The sequence below is a fragment of the Mycobacterium paragordonae genome (genome assembly GCF_003614435.1).
In the GTDB taxonomy this organism is placed as follows: domain Bacteria; phylum Actinomycetota; class Actinomycetes; order Mycobacteriales; family Mycobacteriaceae; genus Mycobacterium; species Mycobacterium paragordonae.
The window spans coordinates 5,412,388-5,437,181 of sequence record NZ_CP025546.1 but is presented as its reverse complement, the minus strand read 5'-3'; the positions used below and the strand labels follow the sequence as shown (position 1 = coordinate 5,437,181).

Genomic DNA, 24,794 nt, shown 5'->3' with positions numbered 1-24,794 from the left:
CCGCTAAGCGGTTGCGCGGCGCGTGAGACCGCCTGCGACGATAGGCGCATGCGGATCGCGCAGCACCTCAGTGACCTCATCGGCGGCACGCCCCTGGTTCGGCTGAACTCCGTCGTCCCCGAGGGCGCGGGCATCGTGGCCGCGAAGGTCGAGTACCTCAACCCCGGCGGCAGTTCGAAGGACCGGATCGCCGAACGGATGATCGATGCCGCCGAGGCCAGCGGGGCGCTGCGGCCCGGCGGCACCATCGTCGAGCCCACGTCGGGCAACACCGGCGTCGGACTGGCCCTGGTTGCCCAGCGCCGCGGCTACAAGTGCGTGTTCGTCTGCCCGGACAAGGTGGGCGAGGACAAGCGAAATGTGTTGCGCGCGTATGGCGCCGAGGTCGTCGTCTGCCCGACGGCAGTGCCGCCGGAGGACCCGGACAGCTACTACAGCGTGTCCGACCGGCTGGTCCGCGAGATCGACGGCGCCTGGAAGCCGGACCAGTACTCCAACCCCGAAGGTCCGGCCAGCCACTACGCGACCACCGGCCCCGAGATCTGGGCAGACACCGACGGCAAGGTCACCCACTTCGTCGCCGGCATCGGCACCGGCGGCACGATCACCGGCGCCGGCCGCTACCTCAAGGAGGTATCCGACGGGCGGGTACGGGTGATCGGCGCCGATCCGGAGGGATCGGTGTATTCCGGTGGCACCGGTCGGCCCTACCTGGTCGAGGGGGTCGGCGAGGATTTCTGGCCGGCGGCTTACGACCCGTCGGTGCCCGACGAGATCATCGCGGTCTCGGACTCAGACTCCTTCGACATGACCAGGCGGCTGGCCCGCGAGGAAGCCATGCTGGTCGGCGGCTCGTGCGGGATGGCCGTCGTCGCCGCGCTGAAGGTGGCCGAGCAAGCCGGGCCGGACGCCCTCATCGTGGTGCTGCTGCCCGACGGCGGCCGCGGCTACATGGCGAAGATCTTCAACGATGCGTGGATGTCGTCCTACGGATTCCTGCGCAACCGGTTGGACGGCTCGGCCGCGGAGTCGACGGTCGGCGACGTGTTGCGCCGCAAGTCCGGCGCGCTGCCCGACCTGGTGCACACCCACCCCGCGGAGACCGTGCGCGACGCCATCGGCATCTTGCGGGAGTACGGGGTGTCGCAGATGCCGGTGGTGGGGGCTGAACCGCCGGTGATGGCCGGCGAGGTCGCCGGCAGCGTCTCCGAACGCGAACTGCTGTCGGCGGTTTTCGAGGGCCGGGCCAAGCTGGCGGATGCGGTCAAGCAGCACATGAGCCCGCCGTTGCGACTGATCGGGGCCGGTGAACTGGTCAGCGTCGCCGGCAAGGCGTTGCGCGATCAGGACGCCCTGATGGTCGTCGAGGAAGGCAAACCGGTCGGGGTCATCACGCGCTACGACCTGCTGGGCTTCCTGTCCGAGGGGACCCGGCGACGCTAGTGGTCTGTGACTTGGCTCTCGGCGCTGCGGTACTGTATCCGGCTTAGTTCAGCAAAGTCCGCTCCTGGAAGCTTGGAAGGTTGCCCAATGACCGATCAGCCGCCATCCGGCGGGTCCTACCCGCCACCGCCGCCTCCCGGCTCCTCCGGCGCTGCGCCCTCAGGTGGGCATCTTCCGCCGTCCGCGCCGCCCCCTCCCGGCAGCAGTGGTGACTTCTCCCAGTCCTTCGGAGGGTCGGCGCCGCCGCCGCCTCCGCCGCCGCCACCCGCGGGCGGCTACCCGCCGCCACCCCCGGCTGCCGGAGGATATGCACCGCCGCCGCCGGGACCCGCGGTCAAGGGGCTGGCGACCGATGCCTACACGCCGTGGCTGACCCGCTTCCTGGCGTTCCTCATCGACTACGCGCCCATCCTGGTCGTCCTGGGTATCGCCCAGGTGGTCGACATGCTCACCCGAGAGGAGTCGTGCGTCACCAGCGTCAACCAGTACGACGTCGCGCAGTACTGCTACTCCCAGGGATCGATGATCGGGGTGTTGGCGCAGGGCCTGGCATCGCTGCTGATCCTGGCGTACGTGGTCTGGAACTACGGCTACCGGCAGGGCACGACCGGCTCGAGCATCGGCAAGTCGATCCTGAAGTTCAAGGTGGTCAGTGAGGTCACCGGGGAGCCGCTCGGGTTCGGTATGTCGCTGGTGCGGCAGCTCGCGCACTTCGTCGACGCGATCATCTGCTACGTCGGGTTCCTCTTCCCGCTGTGGGACAGCAAGCGCCAGACTCTGGCCGACAAGATCATGACGACGGTGTGCCTGCCGATCTGATCAGACCGTGACGTTGAGTCTGCGTTGAGGGCGCAGGTCACTCGCACTTCGTCGCCCTCACCGCAGCGTCAACGGCGTGATAACTAGGCTGGCGTGCGATGAGTGAAGACCACGCATTCAACGGACTTGCCACCAAAGCCATCCACGCCGGCTACCGTCCCGATCCGGCGACCGGCGCCGTCAACGCCCCGATCTATGCCAGCAGCACCTTCGCCCAGGACGGGGTCGGCGGCCTGCGCGGCGGGTTCGAATACGCCCGCACCGGTAACCCGACCCGCGCTGCACTGGAGGCCTCACTGGCCGCGGTGGAGGACGGCGGTTACGGCCGGGCGTTCAGTTCCGGCATGGCGGCCAGCGACTGCGCGCTCCGGACCATGCTGCGCCCCGGTGACCACCTCGTCATCCCCGACGACGCCTACGGCGGCACCTTCCGGCTGATCGACAAGGTGTTCACGCAGTGGGGCGTCGCATACACCCCGGTGGCACTGTCGGATCTGGACGCGGTGCGCGCCGCCGTCACCCCGCAGACGCGGTTGATCTGGGTCGAGACGCCCACCAACCCGCTGCTGTCGATCGCCGACATCAGCGGGATCGCCCAGATAGGGGTCGACAGTTCCGCAAAAGTGTTGGTGGACAACACCTTTGCATCGCCTGCTCTGCAGCAGCCGTTGACCCTGGGTGCCGACGTGGTCCTGCACTCGACCACCAAGTACATCGGCGGGCACTCCGACGTCGTCGGCGGAGCATTGGTCACCAACGACGAAGAACTGGACCGGGCGTTCGCCTTCTTACAGAACGGGGCGGGCGCGGTGCCCGGCCCGTTCGACGCCTACCTCACCCTGCGCGGGCTGAAAACGCTGGTGCTGCGGATGCAGCGGCACAGCGAAAACGCCGCGGCCATAGCGGAATTCCTGGCGGGCCATCCCGCGGTGAGCAGCGTGCTGTATCCGGGTCTGCCCGGCCACCCCGGGCATGAGGTCGCCGCCCGGCAGATGCGCGGCTTCGGTGGCATGGTCTCGGTGCGGATGCGCGGCGGTCGCGCGGCCGCCGAGAAACTGTGCGCCCAGACCAGTGTCTTCATCCTGGCCGAGTCGCTGGGCGGGGTGGAATCGCTGATCGAACATCCCAGCGCCATGACGCACGCCTCCACCGCCGGCTCGCAACTGGAAGTGCCCGACGACCTGGTACGGCTGTCGGTGGGAATCGAAGATGTCGCAGATCTGCTGGCCGATCTGGACCAGGCGCTCGGCTGACGCTTAAGCCGACTGGGAAGCCGACTGGGAAGCCGACTGGGAATTTGGCGACGCGACGCGCCAAGAACGCGTCGCAGACTTCACACTCGGCGGTGAAGGCCAGGAGCCTCAGGAGTGGTAAGGCTCCGCGCTGACCAGCGTCACCTCGACGGTGTTGCCGTTGGGCACCTTGTAACTACGGGTCTCGCCGACCTTGGCATCGATCAGGGCACCACCCAGCGGCGAGTTCGGTGAGTAAACCTCGAGCTTGCCGTCGTTGACGCCTTCCTGACGGGTGGCGATCAAAAAGGTCTCGCTGTCGTCCTTGTCGCCGTTGTAGTAGACCTTCACCACGGAACCCGGAAGCGCGACGCCGGACTGCTTGGGCGCCTCACCGACCTTGGCATTGTTGAGCAGATCCTGCAGCTGGCGGATACGGGCCTCCTGCTGGCCCTGCTCCTCGCGGGCGGCGTGATATCCGCCGTTCTCCCGTAGGTCGCCCTCTTCGCGGCGGTCGTTGATCTCGGCGGCGATGACCGGGCGATTCGCGATCAACTGGTCGAGCTCGGCCTTGAGTCGGTCATGTGACTCCTGGGTCAACCAGGTCACCTGAGTGTCCGTCATCTCGTGGCGCTCCTTGTACTTGTTGTTCCGCGCAAGCTGTGGTCCCGATGTTGGGCGTCTGCGGATCCCACCCCGGGTGCTGCAACTCCGTTCTGCTCACGGCCTCTAATGCAGCAATACACGGTCCCAAGCAGGACCGTGCATTCACCCATGTTACCACCGCGCAAACTGTAGATGACCGACATATCCGCAGTTCGGCGTTTTGCTGCGCGCTTACTGCGACCGCAGATAGCCAGGCACGTCTGCGCCGCAGCCGTACACGTCCGCCATTGCCGGCGGCTTGCTCGATTTCAGCGTTGTGGTCACCTGCACGGTGTTCTGGTTGGCCGGGGGTACCAGCACTTCCCGGCGGCCCGTCTCGCTGCCGTCTTTGGACCTGACCCGCACTATGCAGTCCACCGGTCGCGACGGGTCGCTGCGGTACACGCTGATGGTTACCGACGCCGTCTCGTCATCAATGACCTGGTAGCCGGCCAAAGTGCCTTTGACCGGGCCGGAGCCGATCTGTCGGTAAGCGACGATCGCGATTCCGACTCCTGCCGCCAGGACCAGCGCGGTCAGGGCGATGACGATGCGGCGCCGCGATTTCCGGGACAGCCGATCGCGGCCGTAGCGTGCCTCGGGCCGGGAGAATGAATCTTCGGTCACGTGCTCGGTGATGCCCTCGGGAGTTGTGGGGTACAGGAGAACTGGAAGTATAGGGGGCACTCACAGGGTCGGTGGGCGGCCAACGCACCGACTCGGGATATACGGATACAAGGGAGCTCGTGAGCAAACTGCGACTGATGGCGGTGCACGCCCACCCCGACGATGAATCCAGCAAGGGGGCCGCGACGCTGGCGCGCTATGCCGATGAGGGCCATCGGGTCATAGTGGTGACGCTGACCGGCGGCGAACGCGGTGAGATCCTCAACCCGGCCATGGACCTGCCCGACGTGCACGGCCATATCCACGAAATCCGCCGCGACGAGATGGCCAAGGCCGCCGAAATCCTCGGCGTCGAGCACCATTGGCTGGGCTTCGTCGACTCCGGCCTGCCCAAGGGCGACCCGCCGCCGCCCCTGCCGGACGGCTGCTTCGCCCTGGTCCCGCTGGAAGAGTCCACGGAAGCGCTGGTGCGGGTGGTCAGGGAGTTCCAGCCGCACGTCATGATCACCTACGACGAGAACGGCGGCTACCCGCACCCCGACCACATCCGCTGCCACGAGGTCTCCGTCAGCGCCTACGAGGCGGCCGGCGATTACCGACGGTTTCCCGACGCCGGAGAACCCTGGTCGGTGTCCAAGCTGTATTACGTGCACGGTTTCCTGCGGGCCCGGATGCAGCTGTTGCAGGACGAATTCGCCAAGAACGGCCAGGAGGGTCCGTTCGGGAAGTGGCTCGAGCACTGGCTGCCGGAGAACGATCATTTCGAGAAGCGGGTGACCACGCGGGTCGAATGCTCGGCGTATTTCGGTCAACGCGACGATGCCCTGATCGCGCATGCCACCCAGATCGACCCGAACGCCGAGTTCTTCGCCGCACCGATCGCCTGGCAGGAGCGGCTGTGGCCGACCGAGGAGTTCGAGTTGGCGCGCTCGCGGGTGCCGGCCCGGCTGCCTGAGACCGATCTGTTCGAGGGGATCTTCGAGAGAACCGAGGCACCGTGAACCACTTTCTGCTCAGCGTGATCGCTGCCGGCCCGAAGAACAACGGACCGGATTTCGGCAAGGCCAGTCCCCTCGGGCTGGTGGTGGTCGTGTTGCTCATCGTCGCCACCGTCTTTCTGGTCCGTTCGATGAACAGGCAGCTGAAGAAGGTTCCGGAGTCCTTTGATCGCCAGCACCCGGAGCCGGACCAGGCCGCCGACGAAGGCACCGACACCGTCGAGCGCCCGGCCACCGACGCCGACAGCAACCGGCCTCCGGGCTCGGCGCATGAACCCGGCTGAGCGGGCCGGGACGAACACCCTCGGCCAGGCCACCAGCCCCTACCTGCGCCAGCACGCCGGCAACCCGGTGCACTGGCAGCAGTGGAGTCCGCAAGCACTTGCCGACGCCGCCGCGCGCGACGTGCCGGTCCTGCTGTCCATCGGCTACGCCGCCTGCCACTGGTGCCACGTGATGGCCCATGAATCTTTCGACGACGACGAGGTGGCCGCCGTCATGAACGCCGGGTTCGTCTGCATCAAGGTGGACCGAGAAGAACGCCCGGACATCGACTCGGTCTACATGAATGCCACCGTTGCGCTCACCGGGCAGGGCGGCTGGCCGATGACGTGTTTCCTCACCCCCGACGGGCGGCCGTTCTTCTGCGGCACCTACTACCCCAAAGAGGCCTTCCTGCAACTTCTTTCGGCGATCACCGAGACGTGGGCGCAACGCCGCGCCGAGGTCGAGGAGGCGTCGGACCACATCGCCGGCGAATTGCGGTCGATGGCGTCGGGCCTGCCGGGCGGTGGGCCGCAGATCGCGCCCGAACTCTGCGACGACGCGGTCGTTGCCGTCCTGCGGGATCAGGACACCGTGCACGGCGGATTCGGCACCGCGCCGAAGTTTCCGCCGTCGGCGCTGCTCGAGGGTCTGCTGCGCAACTACGAACGCACCGGTTCAGCCGAAGTCCTGCTGGCCGTGTCGCGCGCCGGCGCCGCCATGGCCCGCGGCGGCATCTACGATCAACTCGCCGGCGGCTTCGCCCGTTACAGCGTCGACAACGCCTGGGTAGTACCGCATTTCGAGAAAATGTTGTATGACAACGCGCTGCTGCTGCGCTGCTACGCGCACTGGGCCCGGCGGACCGGGGACCAGCTGGCCCGGCGGATCGCCGCTCAGACCGCACGGTTTCTGCTCGACGACCTGGCCGACGGCGACATGTTCACCTCATCGTTGGATGCCGACGCCGACGGCCGCGAGGGGTCGACGTACGTGTGGACGCCGGCGCAGCTGACCGAAGTGCTGGGGTTCGACGACGGCCGTTGGGCGGCAACGGTTTTCGGTGTGTCCAGAGTGGGCACCTTCGAGCACGGGGCATCGGTGCTGCAGCTGCCTTCCGACCCCGAAGACCCTGACGACCCGCAACGGCTGGAACGGATCCGCGCGGCGCTGCTCGACGCCCGGCTCGCCCGGGCACAGCCGGGACGCGACGACAAGGTGGTCACTTCGTGGAACGGGTTGACGATCACCGCGCTGGCGGAAGCGAGCGTGGCGCTGGATGATCCGGGGTTGGCGCACGCCGCGCAGCGTTGCGCGACCGCACTGCTGAACCTGCATGTGGTCGACGGGCGACTGCGGCGCGCCAGTCTCGGGGGGTCGGTGGGGGACAGCGCGGCCATTCTGGAGGACTACGCGATGCTGGCCACCGGACTGCTGGCGCTATACCAATTGAGTGCCGACGATGCCTGGCTGACGGCGGCGACCGGCCTGCTGGACACCGCGGTCCAGCATTTCAGCGACCCGCAGCGTCCGGGCCGCTGGTTCGATACCGCCGATGACGCCGAACAACTCGTGCTGCGCCCCGCCGACCCGCTGGACGGGGCGACGCCGTCCGGCGCCTCGTCGATCGCCGAGGCGCTGCTCACCGCGGCGCACCTGGTGGACGGCGACCGGGCCGAGCGGTATCTGCAGACCGTCGGCCAGACCCTGGACGCGCATGCGGTGCTGTTGGCGCGCGCGGCACGGTCGGCCGGGCACTGGCTGGCGGTTGCCGAGGCCGCCGTGCGAGGGCCACTGCAGATCGCGGTCGCGTGCGCCGGCGAGGTATCGCCGTTGCTCACCGATGCCCGCCGGCTCGCTCCCGGCGGGGCGATCGTCGTCGGCGGCGCAGTGAACTCGTCGCCACTGCTGGCCGGACGGGACCGGGTGGCCGGGGCCGACGCCGCATACGTGTGCCGGGGCCGGCTCTGCGACCTGCCGGTGACCAGCGCAGACCAACTCGCCGCCGCCCTGGGAATTCCCGGGTAGTAGCGTGCGTCACATGCCGAACACCGCCGACAAGACGCAAGCGATCACCGAAACGGTCAACCGCTACATCGCCACGGTGACCAGCGGCAGCGCCGAAGATCTGGCCGCTTTCTACGCCGACGACGCCACGCTCGAGGATCCCGTCGGTGGTGAGGTGCACATCGGCACCCACGCCATCCAGGGCTTCTACTCCTCGGTCACGGGCGTCGAGCGCGAGTGCGAATTGGTGACGCTGCGCGTCTCGGGCAACGAAGCGGCGTTTCACTTCCGGCTGACAATCACCGCCGGCGACCACAAGATGCGGATCGAACCGATCGAGACGATGGTGTTCGACTCCGACGGCAAGGTCAGTGCGATGAAGGCCTATTGGTCATCCGCCGACGTAACGCAACTCTGAAACGTCAGAAGACAGGCGTCAGAAGACCACGAACCACATCGCGATGTAGTGGCAGATCGCCGCGACGGCGGTGCAGGCGTGGAAGAACTCGTGATAGCCGAAGGTCGACGGCCACGGGTCGGGCCATTTCAGCGCGTAGAGAATTCCGCCGATGCTGTAGAGGGCGCCACCGACGAACAGCAGCACCATCGCCGCAACCCCGGCGTTGTGCAGGATCGAGCCGGTGTACCAGACCGCTACCCAGCCCAGCAGGATGTACAGCGGCACGCCCACCCAGCGCGGCGCGGTAGGCCACAGCATCTTGAGCGTGACTCCGGCCAGTGCACCGCCCCACACGATTGCCAGGACGACGTGCCCGTCGTGCCCGGGCAGTGCCAGTAGCGCGAACGGCGTGTAGCTGCCAGCGATGAAGACGAAGATCATCGAGTGATCCGCCCGCTTCATCCAGATGCGCGCGGTGTCCGACTTCCAGTTCACCCGGTGATAAGTGGCACTGACGGTGAACATGATGATGGTGGCGAAGGTGTACAGCATCGTCGCCAGGCCGGCCTTGGTGGAATCCAACGCCCAGGACACCGCGACCAGCGATGCGCCGGCGAAGACGGCGGCACCCGCGGAGTAGACGTGGATCCAGCCGCGGAAGCGCGGCTTCTTGAGAACCTTGGCGACGCCCTCGGCGATCTGGTGGGCGGCGTTGGCCGGCGATGGACCGTTCGGTTCCGGTTCGGTACTGGTGAGCGTGCTGGTCTGGCTGCTCATCTGTTCTTCTGCCCCGCCTTGTCGGTCGATGGTGTCCTTCATCAGGGTAACGGGATCACCTGAGAGAACCCCGTCAGACTTGGCGTGATATTGCCGGAAATGGCAGCCGGAATTTGGTGTCGGTCACAGTAGTGTGGGATTCCGTGGAGATCATCCCGCCGCGGATCAAGGAGCCGTTGTACCGGCTCTACGAACTGCGACTGCGGCAGGGTCTGGCCGCGTCGCGATCCGAGTTGCCGAGACACATCGCGGTGTTGTGCGACGGGAACCGGCGATGGGCGCGCAGCCTGGGATATGACGACGTCAGCGTCGGCTACCGGATGGGCGCGGTCAAGATCGCCGAGATGTTGCGCTGGTGCCAGGAAGCCGGCATCGAGATGACCACCGTGTACCTGCTCTCCACCGAGAATCTGCAGCGCGACCCCGAAGAACTCGCCGCGCTGATCGAGATCATCACCGACGTCGTCGAAGAAATCTGTGCACCCGCCAACCATTGGAGCGTCCGGACCGTCGGCGATCTGGAGTTGCTGGGCGAGGCGCAGGCCCGTCGGTTGCGCGATGCGGTGGACTCCACGCCGCAGAACGCGTCGTTCCACGTCAATGTCGCGGTGGGTTACGGCGGCCGGCAGGAGATCGTCGGCGCGGTGCGTGCACTGCTGGGTAAGCGACTTGCCGACGGTGCCACCGCCGAGGAACTCATCGATGCGGCGACTGTCGAAGGGATCTCCGAAAACCTCTACACCTCCGGGCAGCCCGACCCCGATCTGGTGATCCGGACATCGGGCGAGCAGCGGCTGTCCGGCTTTTTGCTGTGGCAGAGCGCCTACTCGGAAATGTGGTTCACCGAGGCGCACTGGCCGGCGTTCCGCCGCGTCGACTTCCTGCGCGCACTGCGCGACTACAGCATGCGCAACCGTCGCTACGGCAAGTAGCCGGACTCACGGAGCGGGCGAGGCCGCGGCGCTCTTCGGCGTGTCGTTCCGGCTACCTTTTGTCACACCCACTGTGTCATTTCGGCGGTACGGATGCTCCCGCCAGAGTGCTGTAGCAAACTTTGCCAGTTCGCCGCCGAGCCGAGATCGACTAAAGATCCTCATAGACAATTCCCATATTAGCCAGCCTAGAGAACATTTTGTGAGCGGGTTACTCATCAGTAGGCCGTGTCTAATAGCAAGTTAATATCCTTGTGTAACAGTCGATTTCGTCGTCAACGACGGGGCTGCCCAGACGACAAACACTGCAATGGTTGCTTACTAACATGAATTCAATAGCCGCAGATTGGACATTCTTGCTTCGGCTAACGGCGTCCAACAGTGCACCGGGTGCCGCCCTCAGAAAAATCTGAAAATACGTGTTGTCAGATCTGGTGTTTCCGTCTCGCGGACATGTACATTCCCAATCGCGCGTCGAACCATCGGCCATGAACCACAGGAGTTTCAGCGATGTCGTATTTGGTGGCTGCCCCTGACCTCTTCGCTGCTGCGGCAACGAATTTGCAGAGTCTGGGTGCGTCAATCAACGAGGCCAACGGGGTCTGGGCGAGACCTGTAGCTGCTTTGCTGCCGGCTGCCCAGGATGAGGTGTCGGCAGCCATCGCCGCGCTCTTTGGCTCCCATGCTCAGAGCTATCAAGCGCTGAGCTCTCAGGCGGAGGCCTTCCACCAACAATTTGTGCAAAGCCTTACTTCTGCAGGCAGCGCGTACTCGACCGCCGAGGCGATGAACGCATCGCCGTTGCAGGGCGTGATGGATCTGATTAACGCGCCGACCCAGGCAGCGTTGGGGCGGCCGCTGATCGGAAACGGCACCGACGGGGCTGCGGGGACCGGCGCGAACGGCGGGGCGGGCGGATTGCTGTGGGGCAACGGCGGGGCTGGTGGATCCGGAGCGGTGGGCCAGGTCGGCGGCAACGGTGGCGCCGCGGGACTATTCGGTAACGGTGGCATCGGCGGTACCGGTGGAGCCGGTGCCGGCGGCGGTAACGGTGGTGCCGGCGGCACGTTGTTCGGCAACGGCGGTATCGGCGGAACGGGCGGCGTTGGCGCCGCCGCCGGCCTGACCGGCGGTGCGGGCGGTATCGGTGGAAACGCCGGCTTCTTCGGCGCGGGTGGCGCGGGCGGCGTGGGCGGTGCCGGCGGTGCCGGCGACCCGCTATCCGGTGCCGCCGGCGGTACCGGTGGCGCCGGCGGCCTCGGTGGCAACGGCGGGATGGTGTTCAGCACCGCGGGTGCCGGTGGCGCCGGTGGCGCCGGCGGTACCGGTGGCACGGGCTTTGACGGCGTCGGTGGTGGCGCGACGGGCGGTGTCGGCGGTGCCGGCGGTAGTGGTGGTGCCGGCGGCGCTGCCGGCAGCACGGGCATGTTCGGCGCCGGCGGAGTGGGTGGTGCCGGTGGCGCCGCCGGACTCGGGGGCGCGGGCGGTGTCGGCGGCGACGGCGACATCGGAAATATTCACGGTGGTTCCGGCGGCCTGGGTGGAAACCCCGGCATCGGCGGTGTCGGCGGAGCGGGTTCGCTCGGTGCGGCGAACGGCGCCATGGGCGCGGCGGCCACCAGCGGCGGTAACGGCGGCGCCGGCGGACTTGGCCTCACCGCCGCAGGTGGGTCGAACGCGGCCGGCGGCAACGGCGGGGCCGGCGGCAATGCCGGGACGGCCGGTCACGGTGGTGCGGGTGGTGCCGGCGGAAACGGCGACGGCAGCGGAGCGGGCGGCAACGGAGGTACCGGTGGCGTCGGCCTGGTCGGCGGTACCGGGGGTGCCGGCGGTGATGGCGGCTTGACGGGCAACGGCGGTAACGGCGGCGCGGGCGGTGCCGGTGTGGTCGGTGCCGCGGGGGCTAACGGGGCGACTCCGGGTGCAGCGGGTGGCACTGGCGCGGTCGGCGGCATCGGTGGTGTCGGTGGAGTCGGTGGACATGGCGGAGCTGTGTCCGGCAACGGCGGTAACGGCGGCGCCGGTGGCGTCGGCGGTCTCGGTGGAGCCGGCGGTGCCGGAGCGACTGGGGCCGACGCAACCGTCGCCGGAGCCACCGGCGGGACCGGTGGTCTCGGCGGCAGTGGTGGTGCCGGCGGCCACGGCGGCGCCGGAGGAGCCGGGGGTGCCGCGCTGGGCAGCGGCACCGGTGGTGTGACCGGGGTCGGCGGTGCGGGCGGCCAGGGCGGTGCGGCCGGGATCGGCGGCGACGGCGGGGTCGGTGGCGCCGGTAGCTCGACCGTTCGTAATGGCGGTACCGGCGGACAGGGCGGAAATCCCGGCGTAGGCGGGGTCGGCGGGGTCGGCGGAGTGAACGGCGCCGGTACCAGCGTCGCCGCCTCGGGTGCGGCTGGTGCGGCCGCGTTGACCGGTGGCAACGGCGGAACGGGTGGCGCGGGCTGGAACGCGGTAACCCCGGGTGCCAATGGCGGTAACGGCGGGCGCGGTGGCGCAGGCGGCGTCGTCGGTAACGGCGGCGACGGCGGTGCCGGTGGTAACGGCGCCATCGGCGCCGCGGGCACCGACCCGACCCAGAGCGGGGGTGCCGGCGGGATCGGCGGCAACGGCGGTCGCGGCGGTGACGGTGGTGTGGCCGGGACGACCGCTGGCTTCGGCGGGGACGGCGGGAAGGGCGGCATCGGCGGGCAGGGCGGCACCGGTGCAACCGGCGCCAACGCGACGGACCCATCTGCGATCGGTGGCACAGGTGGGGTCGGCGGAATTGGTGGACAAGGCGGCGCCGGCGGTAATGGCGGCAACGCGCCGAACGCCCTCGGCAACGTGGGTGGCGGCGGTGACGGCGGTGCCGGCGGCGCTGCCGGTCTCGGCGGCGATGGCGGAAAGGGCGCCAACGGCACCGCCGCTCTCTTCAACGGCAGTGCAGGTGGGATCGGCGGCAACCCAGGCACCGGCGGGGCCGGTGGGCAAGGTGGCGTCGGCTCGAGCTTCGGCGGGACCGGTGCGGGCGGTGCCGCGGCCACCAGCGGTGGCAACGGTGGTGCGGGTGGCAATGGCTACACCGACCCCACCCTCAGCGGGCTTGCCGGCGGTGACGGTGGCGCCGGCGGTAAAGCTGGCGCCGTCGGTAACGGTGGTGCCGGCGGCAAAGGTGGCAACGGTGCCCAGGGCGTCACGGGTGCCGCCGAGTTCGAAACCGGTGGGACCGGCGGCGTCGGCGGTAAGGGTGGTGCCGGCGGGCAAGGTGGCTCCACATCCGGCAATGGCGGTGCCGGTGGCGCCGGCGGGATCGGCGGGATCGGCGGTACCGGCGCTGCTGGTATCGACTCGGTCGACCCGACTCTGGCAGGTGGCGCGGCCGGCCAAGGTGGTGTCGGTGGCCAGGGTGGCCAAGGCGGTAATGGCGGCGGCGTGACCCTTGGAAAGGGAACTGTTGGCGTGGGTGGCGCCGGTGGTAACGGTGGTGCCGCCGGTATCGGCGGGAACGGCGGCGACGGCGCCGCCGGCACCGCCGCCCACATCGACGGCAGTGCAGGTGGTCAGGGCGGTAACCCGGGTACCGGAGGGGTTGGCGGTAACGGCGGCTCCGGCTCTGTCGCCGGTGGCAAGGGCGGCACGGGCGCTGCGGCCACCTTCGGCGGCGACGGCGGCGACGGCGGTAAGGGCTTCGCTGCTGAAGCGGGCTCCAACGCAACCGGTGGCGTTGGTGGCACCGGTGGTGCCGGCGGTGTGCTGGGTAACGGCGGTACCGGCGGTGTTGGTGGCGCCGGCGATGGCAGCGGCGCTGGTGGCGCCGGCGGTCACGGCGGGGACAGCGGTGCGCAGGCCGGCAACGGTGGAGCCGGCGGCACCGGTGGCGCGGCCGGGTCGACTGGTATCGGTGGCACCGGTGGCACCGGTGGCCTTGGCCAATCGCCATTGGGTATCGGCGGTGCCGGTGGTCACGGCGGTGCTGGCGGTGCGACATCTGGTGACGGTGGCGCCGGTGGTACCGGCGGTATCGGCCAGGCCGGCGGCGGCGCCGGCGGCGATGGTGGCGATGCCGGGCAGAGCGGCAACGGTGGCGCAGGCGGCACCGGTGGCGTCGGTCTGCCGGGCAAGAACGGTGCGGCCGGGGTCGGCTCGGGCGGCAATGGCGGCGACGCAGTCGCCGGCGGCTTCGGTGGTCACGGTGGTAACGGCGGTGCCGGCGGCACGGTGTCCGGTAACGGCGGGGCCGGCGGTACGGGTGGCGCGGGTGCACAGGGCGGTACCGGCGGTAATGCCACCGACTCGACGAACCCGACCACGGCCGGCGGTGCGGGTGGCAAGGGTGGTGCCGGCGGCCAGGGTGGTGCCGGCGGTAACGGTGGTAAAGCCACCGCAGGCACCGTGGGTGCTGCCGGAGACGGCGGGGCCGGTGGTGCTGCGGGCCTCGGCGGCAATGGCGGCAAGGGTGCCAACGGCACGGCAGCCACCATCAACGGCAGCGATGGCGGTAAGGGCGGTGACGCAGGCCTCGTCGGGACCGGTGGCGTGGCGGGCACCGGCTCGACTGTCGGCTCCAACGGCCTTAACGGCGCCGATGCCCCCAATAGCGGCAACGGCGGTAACGGTGGCAACGGCTTCGACAACGGCGCGAACACCGCCGGTGCGGCGGGCGGCAACGGCGGCAAGGGCGGTGCCGGCGGTTCGCACGGCGACGGCGGTAACGGTGGCAGCGGTGGCAACGGCGGGACCGGCACCACCGGCGGCGCCAGCGTCGCCGGCGGCACCGGCGGCGCGGGCGGAAACGGTGGCGCCGGCGGTGCTGGCGGATCCGTCCTTGGTGACGCGGGTAACGGCGGCAACGCCGGAAACGGCGGCAAGGGCGGCCAGGGCGGTAACGGTGCGGTAGGAGCCAACTCCAGTACCGCCAACGGCACCGCCGGCACCGGCGGCAACGCTGGCGCCGGTGGTAACGGCGGAGCCGGTGGCAACGGCGGTGCCGCGGGTACGGCCACGCTGGGTAACAACGGCACGGCCGGTAACGCCGGTAACGGCGGCGACGGCGGTAATGCCGGGACGGCCGGGGCCGGTGGTACCGGAACCGGCAACCGCACCAACGGCGGTACGGGCGGCAACGGCGCCGCTGGTGGGGCCGGCGGCGGCGGTGGCAAGGGCGGTACCGGCACCGCGACTACTAACGGTGGTGCTGGTGGCACCGGTGGCCAGGGCGGCATCGGATCCACGGGTGGCACCGGTGGGGCTGCCACCGGTACGACTGGTGGCAACGGCGGCGGTGGTGGTACCGGCGGTAACGGCGGCGCCGGTGGTAACGCGGGCGCCGGTGGCGATGGCCAATCTGGTGGTGCCGCGGGTAGCGCTGGAAAGGGTGGCGCGGCCGGCGACGGCGGTGCTGGTACCACGGGCGGTAATGGCCAAGCCAGCACCACGGCCGCCAACCGCGACGCACGCAACGGTGGCGCCGGCGGCAACGCCGGTGTGGGTGGTGCCGGTGGCGCTGGCGCGTCCGGTGGCACCGCGATCGGTGGCGGCACCAACGGCGCGGCGAGCGCCGGTGCCGATGGTGGCGCTGGCGGAAAGGGCGGAGCCGGCGGTGCCGGTGGCCTTGGCGCCGCCGCGACCAGCGGTAGCAACCCCGGCGGCCTGGGCGGTAACGGTGGTGCCAGCGGTAACGGCGGTGCTGGTGGCGCCGGCGGTGCTGGTGGTAATGGCACCACCACCACCGCAGGCGCAGCCGGTGGTAATGGCGGGCAAGCCGGCGCAGGCGGCACCTCGGGTAGCGGCGGCAAAGGCGGCAATGGCTTTGGCACCAACATGGCTGGTGGTAATGGCGGCAGTGCGGGCGCGGCTGGCTCGGGCGGCATCGGCGGTGGCGGCGGCGAAGGCGGCGACGGTAACGGCGGCGGGAACGGTGGAAACGCCGGGAACTCCGGCAACGGCGGGCAGGGCGGCGCCGGCGGCGGTGGTGGCACCCCGACGGGCACCGGCATCGGTGGAGCGGCTGGCAACGGCGCGAACGGCGGCGCCGGCGGCAACCACGCCACCGGCGGTACCGGCGGAACCGGCCTGGGCGGCGGCCTGAACGGCGGCAACGGTGCGATCGGCGCCTTCGGTACGGGCGGTACCGGCGGCCTGGCGGGTACGCCGGGTACGGGCGGCGCCGCAGGTACGTCGGGCAGCAACGGTCCCAACGGCACGTAGAAACTCATCCCCGGCCTGCCAGGTACTACTCCACACACGTCGAACAGCGATCGTCTGAAATGTTAGGAAGAGGATTGAGCCGGTGAGTTTCCTGACTTTGCCACCTGAGATCAACTCGCTGAACATGCTGCTCGGCGCGGGATCGGCGCCGATGGCGTCGGTGGCGTCGGCGTGGGATGGTCTGGCGTCCGAGCTGGGTTCGGCGTCGTCGTTCTTCGAGTCGGTGACCTCGGGTCTGATTGACGGTGCCTGGCAGGGCCCGGCCGCGGGGGCGATGGCGGCTGCGGCTTCGCCGTATGCGGGGTGGCTGAGCGCTGCGGGTGCGGCGGCTGAGCAGGCTGCTGCTCAGGCCCGGGTGGTGGTGGCGGCTTTCGAGTCCGCGCGGTCGATGATCGTGCACCCGGCGCTGATTGCCGGCAATCGCAATTCGCTGGTGCGGCTTGCGATCTCAAACCTGTTCGGGCAGAACTGGCCGGCGATCGCGGCGGCGGAGGCGGCCTACGAGGAGTTCTGGGCCCAGGACATCGTGGCGATGCTGAGCTATCACGGTGGGGCGTCGGCGGCCGCGGCGGCGCTGACCCCGTTCGCCAAATTGCCGCTGGGTCAGTTGGCCGGTGCGGGGGGCTTGGTCAATGCGGTGGCGACCGAAGTTGCGGGCTTGGCCGGCACTTTCAACAAGGGCGGCGGCAGCATCAGGGCTGCTCTTGGTTCGGGCAATGTCAGGCTGGGCAGCCTGCTGGGCGGTTTCAACCTCAGCGGGGCGCTCGGTGGCCTGCAGCTCGGTACCGGAAACCTCGCCAGCCTGAGCCTGGTGACTGCTGGTCTGTCCAACTCCGGAAGCATCAGCGCCGTGCTGAGCAGCGGCAGTCTGAGCAGCTTGCTGGGCAGCAAGTCCGTGACCGGCCTGCTCAGCAGTCTGAATCTGGGCACCGCCAACCTCAGCGCTGTGCTCAACCAGCTGGGTGTCACCGGCACCACCGGGGCGACGGCGGCCGCGGGTTGGGGCCATCACTGGGGTGGCTCGTGGGGCCAAGGCTTCGGCGGCTTCGGTGGTTCGGGCCGCGGCCTGGGCTTTTTGACCGGCCTGCTGAACAACGCAGTCGTGAGCAACGCCATCAGCAGCGGCAGTGTGAGCGCGGTGTTGAGCAGCCCGGCGGTGGCGGGTCTGTTGAACAGTTCGGTGGTCAACACCGTGTTGAGCAGTACGACGGTGAGCAGCTTGTTGAGCAGCTCGACGGTGAGCAGCTTGTTGAGCAGCCCGACGGTGAGCAGCCTACTGAGCAGCAAGACCGTCAGCAGCCTGGTCGGCAGTCTGCACTTGAGCGACGGCAGCAGTTTGAGCAACCTGCTGACTCAGTTGGGCGTGGGTGCCACCGGCTCCGGTGGGGCGAGTGCGGCGGCGACGTTGTCGACTCCGTGGGGCAACTTCTCGCTGAACCAGATCACTAACTACGTCAACTCCCACGGTGGCGTGCAGAGCGTGTTGAACAACTTGTCGAGTTCGCCGGCGTTTAACGCCTGGGTGAATTCCGGTGCGTTAGCCAGCCAGCTGAATAGCCCCGCGGTGACCAATCTGTTGAGCAACCCGGCGGTCACCACTGTGTTGAGCAGCCCGGCGGTGAGCACCCTGTTGAGCAGCCCGGCGGTGAGCACCCTGTTGAGCAGCCCGACGGTGGGCAACGTGTTGCGCAGCCCGGCGCTGAGCGGGCTGTTTAGCAACTCGTCGGTGAGCAGCCTGCTCAGTGGTGTGCACCTGACCAACGGCAGCAGCCTGAGCAACCTGTTGTCCCAGTTGGGGGTGGGTGGCACCGGCGGGGCGAGTGCCGCGGCGGCGACATTGTCGACTCCGTGGGGCAACTTCTCGCTGAACCAGATCACTAACTACGTCAACTCTCACGGTGGCGTGCAGAGCGTGCTGAGCAACTTGTCGAGTTCGCCGGCGTTTAACGCTTGGGTGAATTCTGGTGCGTTAGCCAGCCAGTTGAGCAGCCCTGCGGTGACCAGTTTGTTGAGCGGTCCGGCGGTGAGCACGCTGCTGAGCAGCCCGGCGGTGAGCACCCTGTTGAGCAGCCCGTCGGTTAGCACGCTGCTCAGCAGTCCCTCGGTGAGCAGCCTGCTCAGTTCGGGGCGTCTGGGCAGCTTGTTGAGCAACCCGACCATCAGCAGCGTGCTGAGCGGGACGAATCTGTCTGCCAAGCTGAGCAGTCTGTTGAGTGTGCATTCGGTCGGCTCGGCGGAGGCCGCGGTTGCTGACGTCTTCGGTAATACCGGTACCGGCAACATCGGGTTCGGTAATACCGGGGATAACAACATCGGGTTCGGCAATACCGGTAACGGCAACATCGGTATCGGTAACTCCGGTGTCGACCTGCGCGGCATTTTGAACGCGGGTGTGGGCAACTCTGGGCTGTTCAATACGGGTAGCTATAACACCGGTATCGGTAATTCCGGTGTCGGTAACACCGGGCTGTTCAACCCGGGCAATTTCAATACCGGGATCGGTAACCGCGGCAGCTACAACACCGGAAGCTTCAATGAGGGCAGCTTCAACAGCGGTGACTTCAACAGCGGTGACACCAACACCGGTTGGTTCAATACCGGCAACCTGAACACCGGTATCGGCAACTCCGGGGACATCAACACCGGTATCGGCAACTCCGGCAACATGAACAACGGGATGTTCGTCCGGGGCGACGCCCAGGGCATGACCGGAGTTTCCTACTCGATCCACATCAACCAGATACCCGTCGACTTCGGCATGCGGTTCCCCGTGAACACGACGATTGCCGGTGGCACGTTCGACATCACCACTCAGCCGTTCAACATCGGGGCGATCGACATGAGCGCCCTCAGCAGCACGTCCGGCACCATCGGGCCCATCAGCGTTCCGACCATAACGATCAGCGGACCACGGCTGCACTTCACGCTCGGCGCGCCGGGATACACGACGTACGGCGGCATCACCGGCACCGTCGGGCCGATCGACATTCCGTTGTTCTCGATCCCGGCGGGCCCGGGTATCGGCAATACCTCGGGTGCTCCGTCGTCGGGGTTCTTCAATAGTGGTTCGGGTAGTTCCTCGGGTTTCTTCAATGTGGGTGCGGGCAGTTCGGGATGGCAGAACCTGGCGTCGAGTGCTTCGGGTGTGGGCAACGTGGGCGAGTTGGCCTCGGGCATGCGCAACCTGGGCAACAGCATGTCGGGCTGGTTCAACGCGAGCTCGCTGGACAGCGCGCAGGCGGCGGTCGTCTCGGGTTTCAGCAACGTCGGCAGCCAGGTTTCGGGGGCCTTCCACAACGCGGTGAGCGACTTCACCACCTTGAGCATCGGCCTGGGCAACCAGGGTGGGCTGAATGTGGGTGGCGGCAACATCGGCGACCTGAACTTCGGCTTGGGCAACGTGGGCGCCAACAACTTCGGCGGCGGCAACCTGGGCAACCTGAACTTCGGGTTCGGTGATCTGGGCAGCAACAACTTCGGGTTCGGCAACCTCGGTGATGGCAACATCGGCTTCGGCAACTCCGGCAGCGGCAACATCGGCTTCGGCAACACCGGGAACGGCAACGTCGGGTTCGGCAACTTCGGTGACGGCAACGTCGGCTTGGCGAACTGGGGTGACAACAACACCGGTATCGGGTTGCTCGGCAGCGGCAACGTCGGCTTCGGTGGCTTCAACGCGGGCACCGACAATGTCGGGTTGTTCAACTCCGGTCACGGTAACCGCGGGTTCTTCAACTCCGGTACCGGTAACACCGGGATCGGCAACGCCGGTGACTACAACACCGGTATCGGCAACACCAGCATCGCGAACACCGGCATCGGCAATACCGGTAGCTACAACACCGGTATCGGTAACACCGGCAGCAACAACACGGGAAGTTTCAACGTCGGTAGCTTCAACACCGGTGATGCCAACCCGGGCGATCGCAACACCGGAAGCTTCAACGGCGGCAGCATCAACACCGGCTTCGCCAACGCCGGCGACCTCAACACCGGTTCGTTCAACACCGGCAGCATGAACCTCGGCTCCTTCAACCTGGCCGACAGCCAAGTGCAAGATGGCATCACCTTCACGATCGATTTCCCGGCGATCCCGATCGACCTGGTGGCTGCTACCAATGTGGCGATCCCGATCTCCGGTCAGTTCGACCCGATCACCGTCTACCCGATCATTGTCAATGTCCCGGTCAACGTGACGGGGCTTGGTCTCGCCACCATCGCCGGAACCGTCCCGTCCGCGATAGTGGAACCCATCGTCATCAACCCGATCGTCCTGCTGGACGTCGTGTACGGGGCGGACTTCCAGTTGCCCATCCAGATGACGATCCTCGGCCGACTCAATGTCACGCTGCCGGGGCTGCTAGGTATCGGGAACTCCGTCGGGGCGTTGGCGTCCGGCTTCTTCAATGGAAATTCCGACGGTGCTTCCGGGTTCTTCAATTCCAGCGATCTGAGTTCGGGCTTCGCCAACGCCAACGGGGCGCTGACGTCGGGCTGGTACAACTCCGGTTCGTTGCTGTCGGGCTGGCAGAACCTGGGCGACGCCATCTCGGGCTTCGCCAACACCAGCACTGTCGGCGGCGCGGCGTTCATGTCCGGTGTCGGCAACATCGGCAACCAGATCTCGGGCTTCTGGAACGGGCAGATGAGTGCGCTGCAGCAGACGTGGGCGGACTGGGTGGCTAGCCGATGACGTGTTTCCCCGCCGCGGACGGCCGACCGTTGTTCTGTAGCACTTACTACTCCAAAGAAGCTTTCCTGCAATGTAAGGAAGAGGATTGAGCCGGTGAGTTTCCTGACTTTGCCACCCGAGATCAACTCGCTGAACATGCTGCTCGGCGCGGGATCGGCGCCGATGTCGTCGGTGGCGACGGCCTGGGATGGTTTGGCTGCTGAGTTGGGTTCGGCGTCGTCGTTCTTCGAGTCGGTGACCTCGGGTCTGATTGACGGTGCCTGGCAGGGCCCGGCGGCGGGGGCGATGGCGGCTGCGGCTTCGCCGTATGCGGGGTGGCTGAGCGCTGCGGGTGCGGCGGCTGAGCAGGCTGCTGCTCAGGCCCGGGTGGTGGTGGCGGCTTTCGAGTCCGCGCGGTCGATGATCGTGCACCCGGCGCTGATTGCCGGCAATCGCAATTCGCTGGTGCGGCTTGCGATCTCAAACCTGTTCGGGCAGAACTGGCCGGCGATCGCGGCGGCCGAGGCGGCCTACGAGGAGTTCTGGGCCCAGGACATCGTGGCGATGCTGAGCTATCACGGCGGGGCGTCGGCGGCCGCGGCGGCGCTGACCCCGTTCACCAAATTGCCGCTGGGTCAATTGGCCGGCGCGGGTGGTGCGATCAATGCGGCGGTCTCGCAGCTGTCCGGCTTGGCAGGCGCCGGCGGCACCAACGTCAAGGCCGTCGTCGCAACCCTGAGTTCGGGGCGTGGCCTGAAGCTGGGCAGCCTGCTGGGCGGTTTCAACCTGAACGCCGTGCTTAGCGGTTTGCACCTTGGCACGGGGAATCTCGCCAACCTGAACCTGCACAACCTGGGTCTGGGCGGTACCGGTGTCGGCGCGGCGGCCGCTGCGAGGTTGTCGACCCCGTGGGGCAACTTCTCGCTGAACCAGATCACCAATTACGTCAACTCTCACGGTGGCGTGCAGAGCGTGCTGAGCAACTTGTCGAGTTCGCCGGCGTTTAACGCCTGGGTGAATTCCGGTGCGTTAGCCAGCCAGCTGAGCAGCCCTGCGGTGACCAGTTTGTTGAGCGGTCCGGCGGTGAGCACGCTGCTCAACGGGACCTCGGTGAGCACCCTGTTGAGCAGCCCGTCGGTTAGCACGCTGCTCAGCAGTCCCTCGGTGAGCAGCCTGCTCAGCCACGGGCGTCTGGGCAGCTTGTTGAGCAACCCGACCATCAGCAGCGTGCTGAGCGGGACGAATCTGTCTGCCAAGCTGAGCAGTCTGTTGAGTGTGCATTCGGTCGGCTCGGCGGAGGCCGCGGTTGCTGACGTCTTCGGTAATACCGGGACCGGCAACATCGGGTTCGGTAATACGGGGGATAACAACATCGGGTTCGGCAATACCGGTAACGGCAATGTCGGTATCGGTAACTCCGGTGTGGACTTGCGCGGGATTTTGAACTCCGGTGTCGGTAATTCCGGGTTGTTCAACACCGGGAGCTATAACACCGGTATCGGTAATTCCGGTGTCGGTAACACCGGGCTGTTCAACCCGGGCAATTTCAATACCGGGATTGGTAACCGCGGCAGCTACAACACCGGAAGCTTCAATGAGGGCAGCTTCAACAGCGGTGACTTCAACGCCGGGGACACCAACACCGGTTGGTTCAATACCGGCAACCTGAATACCGGTATCGGCAACTCCGGGGACATCAACACCGGTATCGGCAACTCCGGCAACATGAACAACGGGATGTTCGTCCGGGGCGACGCCCAGGGCATGACCGGGTTTTCCTACTCGATCCACATCGACCAGATACCTGTGGACTTCGGCCTGCGAGTCCCGATCAACATGACGATTTCCGGGGGGACCCTCGACATCACCACTCAGCCGTACACCATCGGGACGATCAATCTCAGCTCTCTCAGCACCGTAAACGACGGCTCCACCATCGGTCCCATCAGGGTTCCGACCATAACGGTCAGCGGACCACGGCTGAACTTCTTAGTCGGCGGCCCGACTTACACGCTGTTCGGCGGCATCTCCGGCACCGTCGGGCCGATCGATATTCCGTTCTCGATTTCGGCGGGGCCGGGCTTCGGCAACACCTCGGGTGCGCCGTCGTCGGGGTTCTTCAATAGTGGTTCGGGTAGTTCCTCGGGTTTCTTCAATGTGGGTGCGGGCAGTTCGGGGTGGCAGAACCTCGCGTCGAGTGCCTCGGGTGTGGGCAACGTGGGCGAGTTGGCCTCGGGCATGCGCAACCTGGGCAACAGCATGTCGGGCTGGTTCAACGCGAGCTCGTTGGACAGCGCGCAGGCGGCGGTGGTCTCGGGTTTCAGCAACGTCGGCAGCCAGGTTTCGGGGGCCTTCCACAACGCGGTGAGCGACTTCACCACCTTGAGTATCGGTCTGGGCAACCAGGGTGGGCTGAATGTGGGTGGCGGCAACATCGGCGACCTGAACTTCGGCTTGGGCAACGTGGGCGCCAACAACTTCGGCGGCGGCAACCTGGGCAACCTGAACTTCGGGTTCGGTGATCTGGGCAGCAACAACTTCGGGTTCGGCAACCTCGGTGATGGCAACATCGGCTTCGGCAACTCCGGCAGCGGCAACATCGGCTTCGGCAACACCGGTAACGGCAACGTCGGGTTCGGCAACTTCGGTGACGGCAACGTCGGCTTGGCGAACTGGGGTGACAACAACTCCGGTATCGGGTTGCTCGGCAGCGGCAACGTCGGCTTCGGTGGCTTCAACGCGGGCACCGACAATGTCGGGTTGTTCAACTCCGGTCACGGTAACCGCGGGTTCTTCAACTCCGGTACCGGTAACACCGGGATCGGCAACGCCGGTGACTACAACACCGGTATCGGCAACACCAGCATCGCGAACACCGGCATCGGCAACACCGGCAGCTACAACACCGGTATCGGTAACACCGGCAGCAACAACACGGGAAGTTTCAACGTCGGTAGCTTCAACACCGGTGATGCCAACCCGGGCGATCGCAACACCGGAAGCTTCAACGGCGGCAGCATCAACACCGGCTTCGCCAACGCCGGCGACCTCAACACCGGTTCCTTCAACACCGGCAGCATGAACCTCGGCTCCTTCAACCTGGCCGACAGCCAAGCGCAAGGGATTACCATCCCGATCAATCTGCCGGCGATTCCGATCGACCTGGTCGCCGGTGCCAACCTGGCGATCCCGATCACCGGTCAGTTCGACCCGCTCACCGTCTACGTCCCACAGTTCGGCATTCCGGTCAACGTGTCGGTCGCGTTCCTTGTCACTATCAACTTCACCGGAACCCAACTGACCCCACCGTTACCGCCCATCGTCATCAACCCGATCGTCCTGAAGGACCTCATGGTCGGCGGGTCCGTACAGGTACCGATCGACATGACGATCCTCGGCCGACTCAACCTCACGCTGCCGGCGCAGCCCGGTATCGGGAACTCCGCGGTGTCGTCGGGCTACTTCAACGGAGGTTCCGTCGGTACTTCTGGTTTCTTCAATTCCAGCGATCTGAGTTCGGGCTTCGCCAACGCCAACGGGGCGTTGACGTCGGGCTGGTACAACTCCGGTTCGTTGCTGTCCGGCTTCCAAAACCTCGGGACCGCCATCTCCGGTATCGCGAACACCAGCACGCTGGCCGCCAACACCTCGGCCCTGATCTCCGGCGTCGGCAACATCGGCAGCCAGGTCTCCGGCTTCTGGAACGGCCAGATGAGTGCGCTGCAGCAGACGTGGGCGGACTGGGTGGCTAGCCGATGACGTGTTTCCCCGCCGCGGACGGCCGACCGTTGTTCT

Annotated in this window: 14 protein-coding genes; 11 read left to right on the top strand and 3 right to left on the bottom strand. The window is 67.3% G+C overall.

Features of this window, described 5'->3' with window-relative positions; all coding sequences use genetic code 11:
* The first annotated feature begins 48 nt into the window (after positions 1-48).
* The 3 genes from C0J29_RS24195 to C0J29_RS24185 all read left to right on the top strand — a co-directional run bounded on the left by C0J29_RS24195 (position 49) and on the right by C0J29_RS24185 (position 3,515).
* Entirely contained in the window at positions 49-1,443 is a 1,395-nt protein-coding gene (locus tag C0J29_RS24195; RefSeq protein ID WP_120793788.1) for a cystathionine beta-synthase, read from the top strand.
* 87 nt (positions 1,444-1,530) lie between these two features.
* The gene (locus tag C0J29_RS24190) at positions 1,531-2,262 is read left to right on the top strand and encodes an RDD family protein (RefSeq protein ID WP_120793787.1); all 732 of its coding nucleotides are present in this window, start codon (positions 1,531-1,533) and stop codon (positions 2,260-2,262) included.
* Positions 2,263-2,360: 98 nt separating this feature from the next.
* Positions 2,361-3,515, top strand: a complete 1,155-nt coding sequence (locus C0J29_RS24185) for a cystathionine gamma-synthase (protein WP_120793786.1) — start codon at positions 2,361-2,363, stop codon at positions 3,513-3,515.
* 108 nt (positions 3,516-3,623) lie between these two features.
* Here C0J29_RS24185 and greA read toward each other — a convergent pair whose 3' ends face one another.
* Both greA and C0J29_RS24175 read right to left on the bottom strand, forming a co-directional pair.
* Entirely contained in the window at positions 3,624-4,118 is a 495-nt protein-coding gene (gene greA / locus C0J29_RS24180; protein WP_120793785.1) for a transcription elongation factor GreA, read from the bottom strand.
* A 213-nt stretch (positions 4,119-4,331) separates the two neighbouring features.
* Entirely contained in the window at positions 4,332-4,766 is a 435-nt protein-coding gene (locus C0J29_RS24175; RefSeq protein WP_120793784.1) for a DUF4307 domain-containing protein, read from the bottom strand.
* A gap of 119 nt (positions 4,767-4,885) precedes the next feature.
* Between C0J29_RS24175 and mca the strand changes: the two genes are divergently transcribed.
* The 4 genes from mca to C0J29_RS24155 are packed head-to-tail and all read left to right on the top strand — an operon-like array spanning position 4,886 to position 8,453.
* Positions 4,886-5,767 (top strand): mycothiol conjugate amidase Mca, encoded by an 882-nt coding sequence (mca, locus tag C0J29_RS24170; RefSeq protein ID WP_065047814.1) that lies wholly within the window; start codon positions 4,886-4,888, stop codon positions 5,765-5,767.
* On the top strand, positions 5,764-6,048 hold the full coding sequence (locus tag C0J29_RS24165) for a hypothetical protein (protein ID WP_065047812.1): 285 nt from the start codon (positions 5,764-5,766) through the stop codon (positions 6,046-6,048). Before mca ends, C0J29_RS24165 begins: the two co-directional genes overlap by 4 nt.
* The gene (locus C0J29_RS24160; protein WP_120793783.1) at positions 6,035-8,056 is read left to right on the top strand and encodes a thioredoxin domain-containing protein; all 2,022 of its coding nucleotides are present in this window, start codon (positions 6,035-6,037) and stop codon (positions 8,054-8,056) included. Before C0J29_RS24165 ends, C0J29_RS24160 begins: the two co-directional genes overlap by 14 nt.
* Positions 8,057-8,069: 13 nt before the next feature.
* Positions 8,070-8,453 (top strand): nuclear transport factor 2 family protein, encoded by a 384-nt coding sequence (locus C0J29_RS24155; protein ID WP_065047808.1) that lies wholly within the window; start codon positions 8,070-8,072, stop codon positions 8,451-8,453.
* 18 nt (positions 8,454-8,471) lie between these two features.
* On the opposite strand, the gene trhA is transcribed toward C0J29_RS24155, so the two are convergent.
* Entirely contained in the window at positions 8,472-9,212 is a 741-nt protein-coding gene (trhA, locus tag C0J29_RS24150; protein WP_065047875.1) for a PAQR family membrane homeostasis protein TrhA, read from the bottom strand.
* A 143-nt stretch (positions 9,213-9,355) separates the two neighbouring features.
* On the opposite strand from trhA, the gene C0J29_RS24145 reads away from it, so the two are divergent.
* From C0J29_RS24145 to C0J29_RS24130, 4 genes are all read left to right on the top strand, one after another.
* Positions 9,356-10,144, top strand: a complete 789-nt coding sequence (locus tag C0J29_RS24145) for a (2Z,6E)-farnesyl diphosphate synthase (protein WP_120793782.1) — start codon at positions 9,356-9,358, stop codon at positions 10,142-10,144.
* Between the two features lie 510 nt (positions 10,145-10,654).
* The gene (locus tag C0J29_RS24140) at positions 10,655-16,327 is read left to right on the top strand and encodes a PE family protein (RefSeq protein ID WP_120793781.1); all 5,673 of its coding nucleotides are present in this window, start codon (positions 10,655-10,657) and stop codon (positions 16,325-16,327) included.
* 82 nt (positions 16,328-16,409) lie between these two features.
* Positions 16,410-21,020 (top strand): PPE domain-containing protein, encoded by a 4,611-nt coding sequence (locus tag C0J29_RS24135; RefSeq protein WP_120793780.1) that lies wholly within the window; start codon positions 16,410-16,412, stop codon positions 21,018-21,020.
* A gap of 93 nt (positions 21,021-21,113) precedes the next feature.
* On the top strand, positions 21,114-24,758 hold the full coding sequence (locus C0J29_RS24130; RefSeq protein ID WP_197748225.1) for a PPE family protein: 3,645 nt from the start codon (positions 21,114-21,116) through the stop codon (positions 24,756-24,758).
* Positions 24,759-24,794 lie beyond the last annotated feature (36 nt).

Excerpts from the sequence above, each read along its gene's own strand:
- C0J29_RS24155 (WP_065047808.1), top strand. The coding sequence starts at position 8,070 with ATGCCGAACACCGCCGACAAGACGCAAGCGATCACCGAAACGGTCAAC.
- C0J29_RS24190 (WP_120793787.1), top strand. The coding sequence starts at position 1,531 with ATGACCGATCAGCCGCCATCCGGCGGGTCCTACCCGCCACCGCCGCCT.
- trhA (WP_065047875.1), bottom strand. The coding sequence starts at position 9,212 with ATGAGCAGCCAGACCAGCACGCTCACCAGTACCGAACCGGAACCGAAC.
- greA (WP_120793785.1), bottom strand. The coding sequence starts at position 4,118 with ATGACGGACACTCAGGTGACCTGGTTGACCCAGGAGTCACATGACCGA.
- C0J29_RS24140 (WP_120793781.1), top strand. The coding sequence starts at position 10,655 with ATGTCGTATTTGGTGGCTGCCCCTGACCTCTTCGCTGCTGCGGCAACG.
- C0J29_RS24160 (WP_120793783.1), top strand. The coding sequence starts at position 6,035 with ATGAACCCGGCTGAGCGGGCCGGGACGAACACCCTCGGCCAGGCCACC.
- C0J29_RS24185 (WP_120793786.1), top strand. The coding sequence starts at position 2,361 with ATGAGTGAAGACCACGCATTCAACGGACTTGCCACCAAAGCCATCCAC.
- C0J29_RS24195 (WP_120793788.1), top strand. The coding sequence starts at position 49 with ATGCGGATCGCGCAGCACCTCAGTGACCTCATCGGCGGCACGCCCCTG.